The sequence below is a fragment of the Flavimobilis marinus genome, from assembly GCF_900113055.1.
GTDB classification, from domain to species: Bacteria; Actinomycetota; Actinomycetes; order Actinomycetales; family Cellulomonadaceae; genus Flavimobilis; species Flavimobilis marinus.
Window position 1 is genome coordinate 158,488 of record NZ_FONZ01000004.1, and the last position, 15,692, is coordinate 174,179.

Consider the following 15,692-nt stretch of genomic DNA (forward strand, 5'->3'; position numbering starts at 1 on the left):
CGGTGCCCTTCGGTTCCTCGGAATCACCACGATTCGGGAGTAGTGCGTGCCTGCGATCCTCGATAGAGTCCTCCGCTTCGGCGAGGGACGCATCCTCAAGAAGCTGTCCGGAATTGCGAAGCAGGTCAATGCCCTGGAGGACAGCTTCCAGGAGTTCAGCGACGAGGAGCTGCGCGAGGAGACCGACCGCTTCCGGGCCCGGCTCGCCGCCGGCGAGACGCTCGACGACCTCCTCCCTGAGGCCTTCGCCGCCGTCCGTGAGGCCGCACGCCGCACCCTGGGGCAGCGGCACTTCGACGTCCAGCTCATGGGCGGTGCCGCGCTGCACCTGGGGAACATCGCGGAGATGAAGACCGGTGAGGGCAAGACGCTCGTCGCCACGCTCCCGGCGTACCTCAACGCCCTCGAGGGCAAGGGCGTGCACGTCGTCACGGTCAACGACTACCTGGCCCAGTACCAGAGCGACCTGATGGGTCGTGTGTTCCGCTTCCTCGGTCTGACCACGGGCTGCATCCTGTCGGCGATGACGCCCGCGGAGCGCCGTGAGCAGTACGCCGCGGACATCACCTACGGCACGAACAACGAGTTCGGGTTCGACTACCTGCGCGACAACATGGCGTGGTCGACCGACGACCTGGTGCAGCGCGGGCACAACTTCGCGGTCGTGGACGAGGTCGACTCGATCCTCATCGACGAGGCGCGCACGCCGCTGATCATCTCGGGTCCCTCGTCGGGCGACACCAACAAGTGGTACGGCGAGTTCGCGAAGGTCGTGCGGCGTCTCGACGCCGGCGTCGACTACGAGGTCGACGAGAAGAAGCGCACCATCGGCGTGCTCGAGCCCGGGATCGAGAAGGTCGAGGACTACCTCGGCATCGACAACCTGTACGAGTCGTTGAACACCCCGCTGATCGGTTTCCTGAACAACGCCATCAAGGCGAAGGAGCTCTTCAAGCGGGACAAGGACTACGTGGTCCTCAAGGGCGAGGTGCTGATCGTCGACGAGCACACCGGCCGCATCCTCGCGGGGCGTCGGTACAACGAGGGCATGCACCAGGCGATCGAGGCGAAGGAGGGCGTGGCGATCAAGGCGGAGAACCAGACGCTCGCCACGATCACGCTGCAGAACTACTTCCGGCTGTACTCGAAGCTCTCGGGCATGACCGGCACGGCCGACACCGAGGCCGCGGAGTTCCAGAGCACGTACAAGCTGGGTGTCGTGCCCATCCCGACCAACCGGGAGATGCAGCGCATCGACCAGCCGGACCTCGTCTACAAGAACGAGGACGCGAAGTTCGACGCCGTCGTCAAGGATATCGTCGAGCGGCACGCTGCGGGGCAGCCGGTCCTGGTCGGGACGACGAGCGTGGAGAAGTCCGAGCTCCTGTCCCAGAAGCTGAAGAAGCAGGGCGTGCCGCACGAGGTGCTCAACGCCAAGCAGCACGAGCGCGAGGCGCGCGTGGTCGCGCTCGCCGGGCGCAAGGGTGCCGTGACGGTCGCGACCAACATGGCTGGCCGTGGCACCGACATCATGCTCGGCGGCAACGCCGAGTTCCTCGCGGTCTCCGCCCTCGCGGACCAGGGCCTCGAGCCCGCCGAGTCGCCGGAGGAGTACGAGGCCGCGTGGCCCGCGGCGCTGGAGAACGCCACGGCCGCGGTCGCTGCCGAGCACGAGGAGGTCGTCGAGCTCGGCGGCCTGTACGTCCTGGGCACCGAGCGTCACGAGTCGCGGCGCATCGACAACCAGCTGCGCGGCCGGTCCGGCCGGCAGGGAGACCCGGGCGAGTCGCGGTTCTACCTGTCCATGCAGGACGACCTCATGCGCCTGTTCAACTCGGGGCTCGCCGAGTCCATGATGAACCGCGCGGGCTTCCCCGACGACATGCCGCTCGAGTCCAAGATCGTCTCGCGCGGCATCGCGAGCGCGCAGGGGCAGGTCGAGAGCCGCAACCTCGAGATCCGCAAGAACGTCCTGAAGTACGACGACGTCCTGTCGCGGCAGCGCGAGGTCATCTACGACGAGCGCCGCCGGGTGCTCGAGGGCGAGGACCTTGCGGACCAGATCCAGCACTTCGTGACTGACGTGCTCACCGGTTACGTCACGAGCGCGACGGCCGTCGGCGCGGGCGACGAGTGGGACCTCGAGACGCTGTGGGCTGCGCTCAAGGGCGTCTTCCCGATCTCGATCACGCCGGAGGAGGTCGCCGAGGAGGCAGGGGGCGTGCAGACCCTCACGCGCGCGATGCTGCTCGAGGAGGTCCTCGGTGACGCGCGGGTCGCGTACCAGGCTCGCGAGGAGCAGCTCGGCGCCGAGAACATGCGCCAGCTCGAGCGTCGCGTCGTGCTGTCGGTCCTGGACCGCAAGTGGCGCGAGCACCTGTATGAGATGGACTACCTCAAGGAGGGCATCGGCCTGCGCGCGATGGCTCAGCGCGACCCGCTGATCGAGTACCAGCGCGAGGGCTTCCAGCTCTTCCAGGCGATGACCGAGTCGATCAAGGAGGAGTCCGTCGGCTATCTGTTCAACCTCGAGGTGACCGTCTCGACCTCGGGCACGGACGACGGCGGGGACGAGCTGGACGCCGACGCGCTCGATGCTGTCGACGCTGCGCCCACGCTCCAGGCGAAGGGGCTCGACGGTCCCGACCGCGCGGTGCCGCTGCAGTACAGCGCGCCGAGCGAGACGGGTGACGGTTCGGCCGAGGTCCGCGCGGAGGACGGTGCCGTGACGGCGGCGACGAACCGCGAGGAGCGCCGCAAGGCCGCCAAGAAGAAGCGCAAGTAGCGCCGGGGCGCGCGCTGTCGTTTCAGCGCGCCGGCCAGGCACGACGACGGCGGGTCCTTCGGGGCCCGCCGTCGGTCGTTCCGGAGCCCCGGTGTCACCCGAGCTCGAGTGCGACGACCCGCCAGCTCCCTCGTCGGTGCTCGAGCCGGAGGGCGGCGGCGCGCACGCGGTCGACGTCGGCGACGACGACGGTCGCCTCGACGGCGCGGTCGTGCACGCGGGTGACGCGTGCGCGGCGGATGCGTGCGGGGCGGGTCGACCGGACCGCGTCGGTCCCGAGGGCGATCTCGCACCGCCGGACGAAGGGTTCGAACACGTCGGGCGTCAGCCAGCGGGCCAGCTGGGCGACCGGCCGGACACCGCGCAGCGCCTCGACCGCAGCCTGCACGATCGCGCAGCACAGGGCAGCAGGGTCGGACGGCGGCGTCGCGGCGCCCGGCCGGCGCAGCGGGATGACCTCGGCGTAGCGTACGGACTCGTGCCGGGCGAGCCCGGCGGGCAGGGCGACAGCGGGCAGGGCGACTGCGGGCTCGGACATGCTCATCCTCCGGTGGTGGGCTGGGCGGCGGGCGGTTCGAGCACCAGCCCGGGAGTGATGTGGTCGGGATCGTCGCCGACCGCAGACAGGTTCGCCTCGTACCACCGGGGCCAGGCTGCGGCGACGTCGCTGGCCGTGGCGTCGGGGCCGAGGTGCGTCGCAGCGATGCTCCACAGCGACTCGCCGCGCGTGACGACGTGCGGGCTCGGTGCCGGAGCGACCTCCGGGTCGCGTCCTGAGCTGCCGGAGGCGACCAGGTCGACGGCATGCGCGACTGGGGCTGGCGCCCGCGCCCCCCGAGCTCGTGCCTCGGCTCCCGCGTCACGCCCCGACGGGTCCTCCGTCGTCGCGACGGTGCGGGCGGCTGCGGCATCCCAGCCGAGGTCGGCGGGCCCGCCGTCGTTCGCGGCCATGGCCGGTACCCCGCCGGCCAGCAGGCTGAGCCCGAGAGCGCCCGTGAGGGCACGCCGGACGACTCGCGGCGTGCCGCGCCGCGCCACGAGGCGGTGCACCGGTGCGGCGGTGCCGCGTATCCCGGCCATGAGCAGCGCGCCGGCGGCGACGGCTGCCCACACGGCGAGCCAGACGGCCCCCGCGCCGCCGGCGGCGAGCACCGCGGCGCCGAGCACCTCGTCCACCGTCCGCACGCCGGGGGCGTGCCAGAGGGCGAGCGCGTTGCCCGCCAGGAGCGGGGCTGCCGCGGCGGCGACCGCTGCGCCGGCGGAGCCGAGCAGTCCGGTGCCGAACCAGCGAGCCGGCCCAGGTCCGCGCGGGGTGTGCAGGTCTGCGCGGCTCGCACCGCCTGGTGCGTCGTGATCGCTGCCCTCGGCTGGTGCCTGCGGGCCAGTGCCCGGCGGCAGCGGCCGTTGATGCCGTTTGATGCGATTTGACATGTCTTGATCAAACTAGACCTGGCCCGGCGTGTCTAGTGGCGTGCCAGGCTGTGGACCACGCCCCTAAGGTGTGGTCCATGAGGTGGCAGCGACTGTTCGCGGACCTGGAGGCGCAGGCGGAGGCCGAGGAGCGGCTCGACGGCGCCGCGCGCACCGCCGACCTGCAGCGTGCCGAGATGGCGGCGATCATGCAGGCCGACCGCCTGCGGGGGGCACGCGGCTCGGTGGTGGCGCTCGCGCTCCAGGACGGCACGCGCCTGGCAGGGGTGCTCGCCGAGGTCGCGGACGAGTGGCTGCTGCTCGACGTGGCGGGACGCGAGGTGGTCGTGCCGGGCGCCGCCGTCGACGCGGTCGACGGGCTGCCAGCCCGTGCGCGCCAGGACAGCGGCGTCGCAGCCCGGCTCGGCCTGGGTCATGTGCTGCGCGGTCTCGCGCGGGACCGCGCGGTGGTCGTCGTCCGGACGCGCGGTGGTGCGTTCAGCGGCCGCATCGCGCGCGTCGGACGCGACCACCTGGACGTGGAGGCGGCGGGGGTGGGCGACGCCCGCGCGCCCGCCGGCTCGAGCTCCGTCCGGTTCGCCGCGGTGCTCTCGGTGTCAGCAGCGACGTTCTGAGAGCGGGGGCCGACGCCGGGGCGGCCCGGGTCCGCGCCAGGCCGACGCCCCGGCGCGGGCTACGGCTGGCGCTGGCGCGCGGACTTCTCTTGGCGCGCGGCCGCGGCCTCCGCGTACTTGCGCTCGATGTAGCGCTCGAGCTCGGCCACCTCGACGCGCCACTGGCCGCGGCCACCGACCTGGATGGCGGGAAGCTCGCCCGAGCGGACCAGTGCGTAGGCCTGGTCCGCCTTGATGCTCAGCTCCTCCGCGACGTCGGCGAGGGTGATGAAACGCGGGCTCATAGGACCCAATCCTGCCACGGGCCTCGGGTCGGGCACGGTTGTCCACATGTGGGGCGGTTCTTGGCGACGTGACCTGTTTTGGGAAGGATGATGGCGGTCGGGCGCGCCGCGCCCCGCCGCCCGAGGAGAGGACACCCGATGGATGCCCCGCTGCCCATGACGCCTGCCCCGCGCCTGCGAAGGCCCGGGTGGCGCGATCCTCGGCTCGTGGTCGGCGTGGTGCTGGTCGCGTGCTCCGTGGCGCTCGGCACCTGGGCGGTCCAGGCGGGGCGCAGCACCGTGGGCGTGTACGCGACCACTCGCGCGATCACGCCCGGCGAGGCCCTCGCCGCGAGCGACCTGACCCTGGTCCAGGCGGCGCTCCCCGGGCACGATGGCGCTTACCTGCTCGAGACCGCGCCGCTGCCTCCCGATGCCGTCGTCGTCCGGGCGGTCGGCGCGGGGGAGCTCGTCCCCGTCTCGGCGCTCGGCGAGGGCGGCGAGCTCGGGGCGCGGCCGGTGGCGGTCCCGACCGGTGCGAGCCTCTCGAGCGACGTCGTCCCTGGCGCTCTCGTCGACCTGTGGTTCGTCCCGGCGGTGCAGAGCGGTCTGGGGGACCCACGGCTGCTCGCCGAGGCGCTCGTCGTGAGCGAGGTGTCGGACTCGGCCGGAGGGCTCGCGCCGGGGGCCTCGCGGGCGGTGCACGTCCTCGTCCCGCAGCCGGTGCTGCCCGACGTCCTCGCCGCCCTGGCGGCCGACGGCGTCACGAGCGTGGTGCCCGTCCCCGGGCTCGGCTCGTGAGCGACCCAGACCTGGACCTTCTCCTGGCGGTCCGGGGACCGGACGAGTCGCGCCTCGTCACAGCGCTCTCGGCCCCCGGCACGGGCGCGCGAGTCGTGCGCCGCTGTGCCGACGTCGAGGAGCTGGTCGCGGTCACGGGTGCGGGGCTCGGTGCTGCCGCGGTCGTGTCGGCGGACCATCCGGGCCTGACGCGCGACGCGGTCGCGGTCCTGCACGACGCAGGCATCCGCCTGCTCGCGCTGGTCGAGGTCGGTTCCGAGTGGCAGCGAGACCGGATGCTGGCGCTCGGTGTCGACGCTGTGCGTTCGCACGACGTGGCGGCGGACGAGCTCGTCCGCGCGCTCCGCGAGGGTGGAGCGGCGGTGCCGGACGAGCCGCTGGCCCCCTCGAGCGTCCCCGCCCGCCCCGGGCGTGCGGGGCGGATCGTGGCAGTCTGGGGGCCGCACGGCGCCCCGGGACGCACGACGGTCGCGGTCAACCTCGCGACGGAGCTGGCCGCGCGCAGCCCGCTGCCCGGCGCCCCCGCGCCCCCGGACGTCCTGCTGGTCGACGCGGACACGACCACGTCGAGCCTCGCGCAGCACCTCGCGCTGCTCGACGACTCCTCGGGCATCGCGCTCGCCGCCCGGGCCGCGGGGCTCGGGCGGCTGGACGGCCTGGCGCTGGCCGAGCTCGCACCGCTGCTCGACAACCACCTGCGCGTGCTGAGCGGGATCGGCCGCCCGTCGCGGTGGCCCGAGCTCACGCCCGCGGCGCTCGATGCCGTCTGGGCCGCGGCGCGGGACATCGTCGATCTCGTCGTCGTCGACTGCGCCGCCTCGATCGAGGAGGACGAGGCGCTCACCTACGACACCCGGGCACCGCAGCGCAACGGCGCGACGCTGGCAACCCTGCGCGCGGCGGACGTCGTGGTGGTGGTCGGCGGGGCGGACCCGGTGAGCCTCACGCGGCTCGTCCGTGCGCTGGGGGACCTGGACGCCGTCGGGACGAGGGGCCGGCGCATCGTCGTCGTCAACCGGTTGCGGGGGACGCGCGGCCGGGCGGCCGACGAGGTGCAGCAGGCGTTGGCGCGGCACGCCGGCCTCACCGACCCGGTGCTGCTGCCCGAAGACGCGGTCGTGGACCAGGCGCTGTTCGCCGGGCGCACCCTCGCCGAGGTCGCGCCGCACACGAGTGTGCGTCGGGCGCTCGCGGACCTCGCCGGCCAGGTACGGGTGCTCGCGACCCATGGGACGGGCTCGGACGCGACGTCTCGGGTGGTTCACTAGGACCATGCGCATCTACCTGCCCGCCACGCCGGCGGACCTGCCCCGCATCGAGACGTCGGCGGCGGGCGTCGTGGTCGCCCTGGAGAGCCGGCGCGCGCACGCCGTCACCGCGGCGCTGCGGGCCGCCCTTCCTGACGAGGACGACGAGGGTCTCGAGTACTCGGCGCACCTCGCAGCGGGTGACGACAGCCTGTCGTTGCTCGCCGAGGACGACGCCGTACCGCGTCAGCGCCTGGTCCTCACCCTCGAGGTGCCCGACGACGCCGTCGTGGAGGTCGCTGCGTCCGAGGCCGTCCTCGCGCCGTCAGCGGTGCAGCTCGCCGCCGGACCCGCGTCGGTGCACTGCCTGCACGTGGACGAGCCCGACGCGGTCGCCGACGTCACGGGCGCGCTGGCGGGCGACGACGCGGCGCTCGAGCGCCTGGTCGAGCGGGACCTGCTCTGGTACGACGCGCTCGAGGTCGCGGACGTGCCGATCGCCTGACCGGCGTGCGCCGCGGTCAGCCGAGGCGTCGGAGCACCTCGTCGTGCAGGTGGCCGTTGGACGCCACGGCGTCCCCGCCGTGCGGCCCGTCCACGCCGGCGAGCGACGTGAAGCGCCCGCCGGCCTCCGTGACGATCGGTACGAGGGCAGCCATGTCGTGCAGCGCGAGCTCGGGCTCGGCGGCGATGTCCACGGCGCCCTCGGCGACGAGCATGTACGACCAGAAGTCGCCGTAGGCGCGCGTGCGCCACACGTCGCGCGTGAGGTCGAGGAACGGGTCGAGCCGGTCCCGGTCCTGCCAGCCGCTCAGGCTCGAGTAGGACAGCGACGCGTCGGCGAGGTCCGTGACGCCCGAGACCTGGAGACGGTTCGCCTGCGACAGGGAGCGGCCCGACCATGCGCCGGTGCCCTGGGACGCCCACCAGCGACGCCCGAGCGCGGGCGCGCTCACCAGGCCGACGACCGGCACGCCCTCGTGCAGGAGGGCGATGAGGGTCGCCCAGACGGGCACGCCGCGCACGAAGTTCTTGGTGCCGTCGATCGGGTCCACGACCCACTGCCGGGGGCCGTGGCCGTGGCTGCCGGACTCCTCGCCCAGGAAGGCGTCGCGTCCGCGGGCACGCCCCAGGTGCTGGCGGATGGTGGCCTCGGCCGCGCGGTCCGCGTCGGTCACCGGGGTGTGGTCGGGCTTGGTCTCGACGTGGAGGTCGAGCGCCCGGAACCGGTCCATGGTGACGGAGTCGACCTGGTCGGCGATCGCGTGGGCCAGGCGGAGGTCGTCGTCGAATGCGGTCATGGCCCCAACGTACTGGCCTCGCAGGGACGCGTCGGGGACGCCGCGGCGGAGCGTCGGCCTAGCCGACGGCCGTGCGCGCCGTGATGAGCCGGCGCAGCGACTCCAGGCGTGCCGCGCGAGCGTCCTTGTCGTCCTCGGGCGCGTGGGCCACCCACGCGTCGAGGGCGCAGTCGGGCGCGGCCTCGGTGTGCACGCAGCCGCGCGGGCACTCGAGCGCGACCTCCGCGAGATCGTCGAACGCGGCCACGACATCGGAGACCTCGACGTGCGCGAGCCCGAACGAGCGGACGCCCGGGGTGTCGATCACCCACCCGGCGCGGCCGGGCAGGCGCAGCGCGACGGCCGACGTCGAGGTGTGCCGGCCACGGCCCGTGACATCGTTCACCACGCCGACCGCACGCAGGGCGTCCGGGACCAGGGCGTTGACGAGCGTCGACTTCCCGACGCCGGAGTGCCCCACCAGCACCGACACCCGACCGGACAGCAGCGCGAGCACCTCGTCCGTGCGCAGCCCGCCGTCGGGCTCCTGCTGGGTGACGACGATCTCCACCCCGAGCGGCCGGTAGAGATCGATCAGCTCGTCGGGCGAGGCGAGGTCCGCCTTGGTGAGGCACAGCAGGACGTCGAGCCCGGCGTCGTACGCCGCGACCACGCATCGGTCGATCATCCGGGTGCGGGGCTCGGGGTCGGCCAGGGCGGTGACGATGACGAGCTGGTCGGCGCCGGCGACGATGATGCGCTCGTAGGGGTCGGTGTCGTCGGCGGTGCGGCGCAGGACCGACCGGCGCTCCTGGATACGGACGATCCGCGCCAGGGAGCCGGGCTCGCCCGTCGCGTCCCCGACGATGTCGACGCGGTCACCGCACACGACACGCTGACGGGTGAGCTCGCGGGCCTTCATCGCGATCACCCGGCGCTCGGTGGGCAGGTCCTCGTCGACCAGGAGCGTGTACCGCCCGCGGTCCACGCCGGTGACGAACCCGGTGACGGCGTCGGCGTGCTCGGGCCGCGTCTTGGTCCGCGGCCGGGTGCCCTTCTTGCTCGGGCGCGAGCGGACGTCGAACTCGTCGCGGATGCGGGTCACCTCAGCGCTGCCCGCCGAGCATGGCGTCCCACATGCCGGTGAAGCCCGGCAGCGTCTTCGCAGTGGTGGCGACGTCCACGACCGCGACGCCGGGCACGCGCAGCCCGATCAGGGCGCCTGCGGTGGCCATGCGGTGGTCGTGGTACGTCTCCCACGTGCCTGCGTGCAGGGGCCGCGGGGTGATCACCAGGCCGTCCGACGTCTGCTCGCACCGTCCGCCGAGCCGGGTGATCTCGGTGGCGAGCGCGTGCAGCCGGTCCGTCTCGTGGCCCCGCAGGTGCGCGATGCCGCGCAGGCGGCTGGGGGAGTCGGCCAGGGCCGCGAGCGCGGCGATGGTCGGGGTGAGCTCGCCGGCCGCGTGGAGGTCGACGTCGATGCCGTGGATCTCGCCCGACCCGGTCACGCTCAGGACGTCGCCGGCGACCGACACGCTCGCGCCCATGCGCTCGAGCAGGCCGGGGACGAGCCGGCCAGGCTGCGTGGTCTGCTCGGGCCAGCCCGGCACGCGGACGGTCCCGCCACCGACGAGGGCTGCGCCCAGGAAGGGTGCTGCGTTGGAGAGGTCGGGCTCGACGCGCACGTCCCGGGCCCGGACGGGCCCGTGCTCGACGCGCCAGATGCCGGGGCGGGAGTCGTCGACGACGACGCCGGCCGCGCGGAGCACCTCGACGGTCATCTCGATGTGCGGCAGGCTCGGCAGGCTCGGGCCGACGTGGCGCAGGGTCAGGCCCTGGTCGAACCGTGCTGCTGCCAGCAGCAGGCCGGAGACGAACTGGCTCGACGCGCTCGCGTCGACGTCCACGGTGCCGCCCCGCACGCTCCCGTGGCCGGTCACGGTGAAGGGCAGCGAGGCGCCGTCGGAGACGCGGACGCCCAGGGCGCGCAGCGCCTCCAGGACGGGGGCCATCGGGCGCAACCGCGCGCCCGGGTCGCCGTCGAAGTGCACCGGGCCGTCGGCCAGGGCGGCGACCGCGGGCACGAACCGCATGACGGTGCCGGCCAGGCCGCACTCGACGCGCGCGGGTCCGCGGAACACCCCGGGTACGACCTCCCAGGTGCTCGGGCGGTCGCCCTCGGTAATCGTGGTGCCGAGCGCGCGCAGAGCGTCCGCCATGAGGTCGGTGTCGCGGCCCCGGAGGGCCCCCCGCAGGGTGCCGGGTGCCTCGGCGAGGGCGGCGAGCACCAGGAACCGGTTGGTGAGCGACTTGGAGCCAGGTACCTCGACCGTCGCGGCAAGAGGCGCAGCGGACGTGGGGGCGGGCCAGGGGGCCGAGTCAGTCATGACACCAGGCTAGGTGACGGCCGCGGTGGTCGGCCGTGGCGCCCACCGACCGGGAAAGGTCGGTGGTCAGGAGTGGGCTGCGCTGCGCTGGGACCGGGCGTGCGAGACGCGCCACCCGAGGCTGGGGCGGCCCTGGCGGTCCAGTGCGACGGTGAGCGCCGCGCCGACCGAGCCGACGAGCGACCAGAACCGCTTGTCGTCTCCGCCGTCGCCGGAGAAGGGCTGCTGGGCGAGCGCCGTCGGGAGCGTGAGGGCGGCGAGCACGAGGGCCGCACGACGCGGAGCCTTGCCCAGGATCAGGGCGATCCCGGCCAGGGCCGTCGCTGCGCCGTGCACGCGGACGACGACCGTGAGCTCGGAGTCCGACAGCGGGCGGGGGAGCCCGACGGAGGAGTCGACCAGGTCGACACCGCGGCGAGCAGCGTCCTCGTGGCTCTCGGGCTGGCGGACGGCCTCGATGCCGTCACGCACGAGCGGGGCGGCGATCATGACCCGGGCCAGACGTCGAACGAGCATCGTGTCTCCTCACTCCAGCAGCCTCGACCGCGGCGCGGTCCTCTCGCCACACGGTAGCGCCCGGGCGCGGGGCGGGCACTCGGAAGAGGTGGGAATGCCGTGGGGGGCGACGACGTTGCCACCAGCGTGACCTGTGCCACCGAACCCACCTGCCCCCCCGACGCCAGCGCGCTCACGGCACCCGCCGTCGCCGCTGCCGCCGCGTCGGCCGCGCAGCGCCGCGCTGCGGACCGGAGCGTGGCGGGACTAGGCTCGTTCGTGATGAGCGACGAGACCACGCGAGCACCCTCAGCCGAGTCGGACGCCGAGCGCCGGGACCGGTTCGAGCGTGATGCCCTCGGGTACCTCGACCCGCTGTACGCCGCCGCGCTCCGGATGACGCGCAACCCGACCGACGCCGAGGACCTGGTCCAGGAGACCTTCACCAAGGCGTTCGCGGCGTTCCACCAGTACCGCCCGGACACGAACCTCAAGGCCTGGCTGTACCGCATCCTCACGAACACCTTCATCAACACGTACCGCAAGAAGCAGCGGGAGCCGCAGAAGTCCGCCACCGAGGACATCGAGGACTGGCAGATCGCGCGCGCCGCGTCGCACACCTCGACGGGGCTGCGCTCGGCGGAGGTCGAGGCGCTGGACGCCCTTCCCGACTCCGACGTCAAGGACGCGCTCGCGGCGCTCCCGGAAGACCGCCGCATCGCCGTCTACCTCGCGGACGTCGAGGGGTTCCCGTACAAGGAGATCGCCGAGATCATGGGCACGCCGATCGGCACCGTGATGTCACGCCTGCACCGCGGCCGTGCGCAGCTGCGCACGCTCCTGAGCGAGTACGCCCAGGAGCGGGGCCTGCTCCCCGCCGGTGCCAAGGAGGGGTCATGAGGGACGAGGAGCGCACGACACCGCCGGTCGAGCAGCCCGACCCTGAGTCGGTCCGGCTCGGCAAGGAGGACTGCGAGCAGGTCATCGGCCACATCGAGAGCTTTCTGTCCTCCGAGCAGACGGCGGCGGACGCGGACGACCTGCGCGACAACGTCTCGGAGCACTCGACGGTGCTGGCGGCGATGAGCGTGGACGACATGATCCGGCTGATCATGCGGCGCTCGTGCTCCGAGCGCGCGCCCGAGACGCTCCGGGTGCGGATCACGACGCAGATCAAGGTCTGGCGCACCGAGAGCTGAGCGACGCCCCGACCTCGCCGGGACGGAGACGACGAAGGGCCCCGTCGCGTGCGACGGGGCCCTTGTCTCGTTGGCCTCAGGCGTTGGGGCGCTTGCCGTGGTTGGCGGCGCTTCCCTTACGGCTGCGACGCTTGCGTCCGCGCTTGCTCATGTGCGACTCCTGTCGATCGGGGCTCGGGGTGGCGCGAGCAGGAGGTGCGCACCCGGCCGTCGCGGTGCTGGACCGTCCCGACCTGGCGCGAGCACAGCCCACGCATCTCGTATGGTCCCACACCGGGGGCCTGCTGCGCGAAACCGGCACCGATCCCTCAAGGTCGGGGGTCGGCGAGCCGATCATCAGGCGTGACCAAACCCCAGTCCGTGATCCCGCTCCTGCACGCCGTCGTCAAGGCGAAGGCGTCCGACCTGCACTGCAAGGTCGGCTCTGCGCCCCGCGTGCGCGTGGACGGGCGGCTGCGCAAGCTGCAGGTCCCGGTGCTCGAGCCGCTCGACACGGACCACATCCTCAGCGAGGTGCTCCCGGACGACCTGGCGGCGGAGTTCGAGCGGACGCACGAGGCCGACTTCGCGTTCTCCCTCGCGGGCGTCGGGCGCTTCCGCGTCAACGCCTACCAGGCGCGCGGCGCGGTCGGGCTGGTCTTCCGCCGGGTGGAGCTGGAGACCCAGTCGTTCGACGACCTGGGCCTGCCGCCGGTGCTCGCCGACTTCGCGTCGCAGCAGCGCGGGCTGGTGCTCGTCACGGGACCGACGGGTGCGGGCAAGACGACGACGCTCGCGTCGATGGTCGACCTCGTGAACGACACCCGCGAGGTCAACATCGTCACGATCGAGGACCCCATCGAGGTCCTGCACGAGGACAAGAAGGCGATCGTCTCCCAGCGCGAGGTGCGCCACGACACCGCCGACTTCAGCACGGCGCTGCGCGCCGCGATGCGCCAGGACCCCGACGTGATCCTGGTCGGCGAGATGCGTGACTCCGAGACCGTCCGGGCGGCGCTCCAGGCTGCGGAGACCGGTCACCTGGTGCTCTCGACCCTGCACACGCTCGATGCTGAGGAGACCGTCAACCGCATCGTCGACTTCTTCCCTCCGCACGAGCAGCTGCAGGTTCGCACGGCGCTCTCGCAGGTGCTGCGCGGCATCGTGTCCCAGCGCCTGGTCCGCGCGCTCGACGGCGGCCGCCGAGCCGTGGTCGAGGTCCTGGTGAACACCGGGCGCACCGCCGAGGCGATCGTCGCGCCGCTCGACAACCCGCCGCTGACGGACCTGATCGCCGAGGGCGGTTTCTACAGCATGCGCACGTTCGACCAGCACCTGCTCACGCTCGTCGAGGAAGGCGTGATCGGCTACGAGGAAGCCATGGACGCGGCGAGCAAGCCGCAGGACCTGGCCCTCGCGCTGCGCGGGGTGGGCATCAAGGGCTGACCCGTTCGCGGCCCTCGGGGACCGCGACGCGGCTCAGGCCGGGGCGTCGACGCCCAGCCAGGCGTGCCACTCCGTGTGCAGCACGAGCCACGCCATCAGGCCGTAGCCTGCCTGGCCGGGGAGGTCGTCGCCCGTGGTCGCGAGGTCCGCGTGCCACTGCTCGTGCGTGACCAGAGGGGTGAACGTGTCCACGAAGGGAACCCTGCGACGGTGCGCGACGTCGGCGAACGCGCGGGAGAGCTCACCGATGCGCTCGTTGTCGGCCTCCAAGCCCGGGGGAGGTCCGACGACGAACACCGGCAGGTGCCGCGCCTGGGCGGTGTCCAGCATGTTGGCGAGGTTCAGGCGGCTGCGCGCCACCGAGAGACCCGCGCGCACGTCGTGGCGACCGAGGCCGATCACGAGGCGGGCGCTGCCCTCAGGGGCACCATGGAACCGACGCGTGGTCTCGCTCTCCCAGCGGTTGCTCAGCTCGGTCGTCGTCTCGCCGGGGACGGCCAGGACGTACGTGTGCGGGCGGTCGGGGGTGCGGGCCGCCACCCGGCCCGCCCAGCCGAGCGCCTTGGAGTCGCCGGCGCCTGCGGTCAGCTCGTCGCCCACCACGCAGATGCGAAGGTCCATGCTCACGTCGTCGTCCCGTCCGCCGGGCCACGGTGGACCGGCGGCCCCATTGTCCGTCGCCGGGCGGGCTGGCCTGGACCGCAACACGCCGGACGCTCGCCTAGGCTGGGGGGATGCAGACGACGACGTGGCGTGACGGACGACAGATCTCTCGGGTGGGCCTGGGGACGTGGCAGCTGGGAGCCGACTGGGGCGAGGTCAGCGAGGACGACGCCCGCGCCGTGCTCGACGCGGCCGTCGAGGCGGGCACCACCCTCCTCGACACCGCTGACGTGTACGGGGACGGGCGCTCGGAGCAGATCATCGGCGCCTACCTGGCCGACCGCCCGGGCCACGAGATCGTCGTGGCGACCAAGATGGGCCGCCGCGTCCCGCAGGAGCACGGGGCCTACACGCTGGACGCGTTCCGGGCGTGGACCGACCGCTCGCGCAAGAACCTGGGTGTCGACCGCCTGGACCTCGTCCAGCTGCACTGCCCGCCGTCGAGCGTGTTCGCGGACCAGCAGGTGTTCGACGCTCTCGAGACGCTCGTGGCCGAGGAGCGGATCGCCGCCTACGGCGTCAGCGTCGAGAAGCGGTCGGAGGCCCTCGCGGCGCTCGAGCAGCCCGGGCTGGCGAGCATCCAGATCATCCTCAACGCCTTCCGGCAGGCACCCTTCGACGACGTCGTCCCGGCCGCTGCGGACCGCGGCGTGGCGATCATCGCGCGCGTCCCGCTCGCGTCCGGGCTGCTGAGCGGTCGGTACCGCGAGGACACGACCTTCGCGCCGGATGACCACCGGACCTACAACCGTCACGGCGAGGCGTTCGACGTCGGCGAGACCTTCGCGGGTGTGGACTTCGCGCAGGGCGTGCGTGCGGCGCAGGAGTTCTCCGCGCTGGTGCCCGCGAACCTGACGCCGGCGCAGGCCGCGATCGCCTGGCTCGCCCAGCACGAGGGTGTCACCACGGTGATCCCGGGTGCGCGCTCGCCCGAGCAGGCGCGGGCCAACGCTGCCGCGGGGGACGCGGCACCGCTCGGCGCGGAGCTGGACGCTGCGGTGCGCGAGCTCTACGACCGCTACTTCCGCGCCGCGGTGCACGAGCGCTGGTGACCGCGCCGCTGGCGGCGCAATAGTCCGAGCACGGCGAAGGGCCGGCACCG

General features: G+C 73.3%; 18 protein-coding genes. 9 read left to right on the top strand and 9 right to left on the bottom strand.

Annotated elements, in window-relative coordinates; all coding sequences use genetic code 11:
- The first annotated feature begins 46 nt into the window (after nucleotides 1-46).
- The gene (gene secA / locus BMZ30_RS11700) at nucleotides 47-2,785 is read left to right on the top strand and encodes a preprotein translocase subunit SecA (protein WP_093379004.1); all 2,739 of its coding nucleotides are present in this window, start codon (nucleotides 47-49) and stop codon (nucleotides 2,783-2,785) included.
- 94 nt (nucleotides 2,786-2,879) lie between these two features.
- On the opposite strand, the gene BMZ30_RS13790 is transcribed toward secA, so the two are convergent.
- Together BMZ30_RS13790 and BMZ30_RS11710 are read right to left on the bottom strand one after the other, a co-directional pair.
- Nucleotides 2,880-3,323, bottom strand: a complete 444-nt coding sequence (locus BMZ30_RS13790; RefSeq protein WP_093379007.1) for an Rv3235 family protein — start codon at nucleotides 3,321-3,323, stop codon at nucleotides 2,880-2,882.
- 2 nt (nucleotides 3,324-3,325) lie between these two features.
- The gene (locus BMZ30_RS11710) at nucleotides 3,326-4,216 is read right to left on the bottom strand and encodes a LysM peptidoglycan-binding domain-containing protein (RefSeq protein ID WP_093379010.1); all 891 of its coding nucleotides are present in this window, start codon (nucleotides 4,214-4,216) and stop codon (nucleotides 3,326-3,328) included.
- Nucleotides 4,217-4,293: 77 nt separating this feature from the next.
- Between BMZ30_RS11710 and BMZ30_RS11715 the strand changes: the two genes are divergently transcribed.
- Nucleotides 4,294-4,830 (top strand): hypothetical protein, encoded by a 537-nt coding sequence (locus tag BMZ30_RS11715; protein WP_093379013.1) that lies wholly within the window; start codon nucleotides 4,294-4,296, stop codon nucleotides 4,828-4,830.
- Nucleotides 4,831-4,889: 59 nt separating this feature from the next.
- On the opposite strand, the gene BMZ30_RS11720 is transcribed toward BMZ30_RS11715, so the two are convergent.
- The gene (locus BMZ30_RS11720; RefSeq protein WP_093379016.1) at nucleotides 4,890-5,114 is read right to left on the bottom strand and encodes a helix-turn-helix domain-containing protein; all 225 of its coding nucleotides are present in this window, start codon (nucleotides 5,112-5,114) and stop codon (nucleotides 4,890-4,892) included.
- A 138-nt stretch (nucleotides 5,115-5,252) separates the two neighbouring features.
- On the opposite strand from BMZ30_RS11720, the gene BMZ30_RS11725 reads away from it, so the two are divergent.
- The 3 genes from BMZ30_RS11725 to BMZ30_RS11735 are packed head-to-tail and all read left to right on the top strand — an operon-like array spanning nucleotide 5,253 to nucleotide 7,646.
- Entirely contained in the window at nucleotides 5,253-5,894 is a 642-nt protein-coding gene (locus tag BMZ30_RS11725; RefSeq protein WP_093379019.1) for a hypothetical protein, read from the top strand.
- Complete coding sequence (locus BMZ30_RS11730; RefSeq protein WP_229828837.1) at nucleotides 5,891-7,162, top strand: CpaE/TadZ family protein; 1,272 nt, start codon at nucleotides 5,891-5,893, stop codon at nucleotides 7,160-7,162. The genes BMZ30_RS11725 and BMZ30_RS11730 overlap by 4 nt, the downstream gene beginning before the upstream one ends.
- A 4-nt stretch (nucleotides 7,163-7,166) precedes the next feature.
- Complete coding sequence (locus BMZ30_RS11735) at nucleotides 7,167-7,646, top strand: DUF6912 family protein (RefSeq protein WP_093379022.1); 480 nt, start codon at nucleotides 7,167-7,169, stop codon at nucleotides 7,644-7,646.
- 16 nt (nucleotides 7,647-7,662) lie between these two features.
- On the opposite strand, the gene hisN is transcribed toward BMZ30_RS11735, so the two are convergent.
- The 4 genes from hisN to BMZ30_RS11755 form a co-directional block, all read right to left on the bottom strand.
- The gene (gene hisN, locus BMZ30_RS11740; RefSeq protein WP_093379025.1) at nucleotides 7,663-8,442 is read right to left on the bottom strand and encodes a histidinol-phosphatase; all 780 of its coding nucleotides are present in this window, start codon (nucleotides 8,440-8,442) and stop codon (nucleotides 7,663-7,665) included.
- Between the two features lie 58 nt (nucleotides 8,443-8,500).
- The gene (rsgA, locus tag BMZ30_RS11745; protein ID WP_093379028.1) at nucleotides 8,501-9,526 is read right to left on the bottom strand and encodes a ribosome small subunit-dependent GTPase A; all 1,026 of its coding nucleotides are present in this window, start codon (nucleotides 9,524-9,526) and stop codon (nucleotides 8,501-8,503) included.
- 1 nt (nucleotide 9,527) lies between these two features.
- Entirely contained in the window at nucleotides 9,528-10,808 is a 1,281-nt protein-coding gene (gene aroA, locus BMZ30_RS11750; RefSeq protein WP_093379031.1) for a 3-phosphoshikimate 1-carboxyvinyltransferase, read from the bottom strand.
- Between the two features lie 66 nt (nucleotides 10,809-10,874).
- Nucleotides 10,875-11,324 (bottom strand): DoxX family membrane protein, encoded by a 450-nt coding sequence (locus tag BMZ30_RS11755; protein ID WP_093379034.1) that lies wholly within the window; start codon nucleotides 11,322-11,324, stop codon nucleotides 10,875-10,877.
- A gap of 126 nt (nucleotides 11,325-11,450) precedes the next feature.
- Between BMZ30_RS11755 and BMZ30_RS11760 the strand changes: the two genes are divergently transcribed.
- A complete protein-coding gene (locus tag BMZ30_RS11760) occupies nucleotides 11,451-12,203 on the top strand; it encodes a sigma-70 family RNA polymerase sigma factor (RefSeq protein WP_280513586.1) in 753 nt (250 codons plus the stop codon).
- Nucleotides 12,200-12,502, top strand: coding sequence for a hypothetical protein (locus tag BMZ30_RS11765; protein WP_093379037.1), 303 nt, complete (start codon nucleotides 12,200-12,202; stop codon nucleotides 12,500-12,502). Before BMZ30_RS11760 ends, BMZ30_RS11765 begins: the two co-directional genes overlap by 4 nt.
- A 76-nt stretch (nucleotides 12,503-12,578) precedes the next feature.
- Here the strand turns inward: BMZ30_RS11765 and BMZ30_RS14050 are convergent, their stop codons facing one another.
- Nucleotides 12,579-12,653, bottom strand: a complete 75-nt coding sequence (locus BMZ30_RS14050; protein WP_156968370.1) for a 50S ribosomal protein bL37 — start codon at nucleotides 12,651-12,653, stop codon at nucleotides 12,579-12,581.
- A gap of 191 nt (nucleotides 12,654-12,844) precedes the next feature.
- On the opposite strand from BMZ30_RS14050, the gene BMZ30_RS11770 reads away from it, so the two are divergent.
- Nucleotides 12,845-13,927 carry a type IV pilus twitching motility protein PilT gene (locus tag BMZ30_RS11770; RefSeq protein WP_093379040.1) on the top strand — a complete coding sequence of 361 codons (1,083 nt, stop codon included), beginning with the start codon at nucleotides 12,845-12,847 and terminating at the stop codon, nucleotides 13,925-13,927.
- A gap of 33 nt (nucleotides 13,928-13,960) precedes the next feature.
- Here BMZ30_RS11770 and BMZ30_RS11775 read toward each other — a convergent pair whose 3' ends face one another.
- The gene (locus BMZ30_RS11775; RefSeq protein WP_093379043.1) at nucleotides 13,961-14,548 is read right to left on the bottom strand and encodes a GDSL-type esterase/lipase family protein; all 588 of its coding nucleotides are present in this window, start codon (nucleotides 14,546-14,548) and stop codon (nucleotides 13,961-13,963) included.
- A gap of 113 nt (nucleotides 14,549-14,661) precedes the next feature.
- On the opposite strand from BMZ30_RS11775, the gene BMZ30_RS11780 reads away from it, so the two are divergent.
- Nucleotides 14,662-15,642, top strand: coding sequence for an aldo/keto reductase (locus tag BMZ30_RS11780; RefSeq protein WP_093379046.1), 981 nt, complete (start codon nucleotides 14,662-14,664; stop codon nucleotides 15,640-15,642).
- Nucleotides 15,643-15,692: the final 50 nt, after the last annotated feature.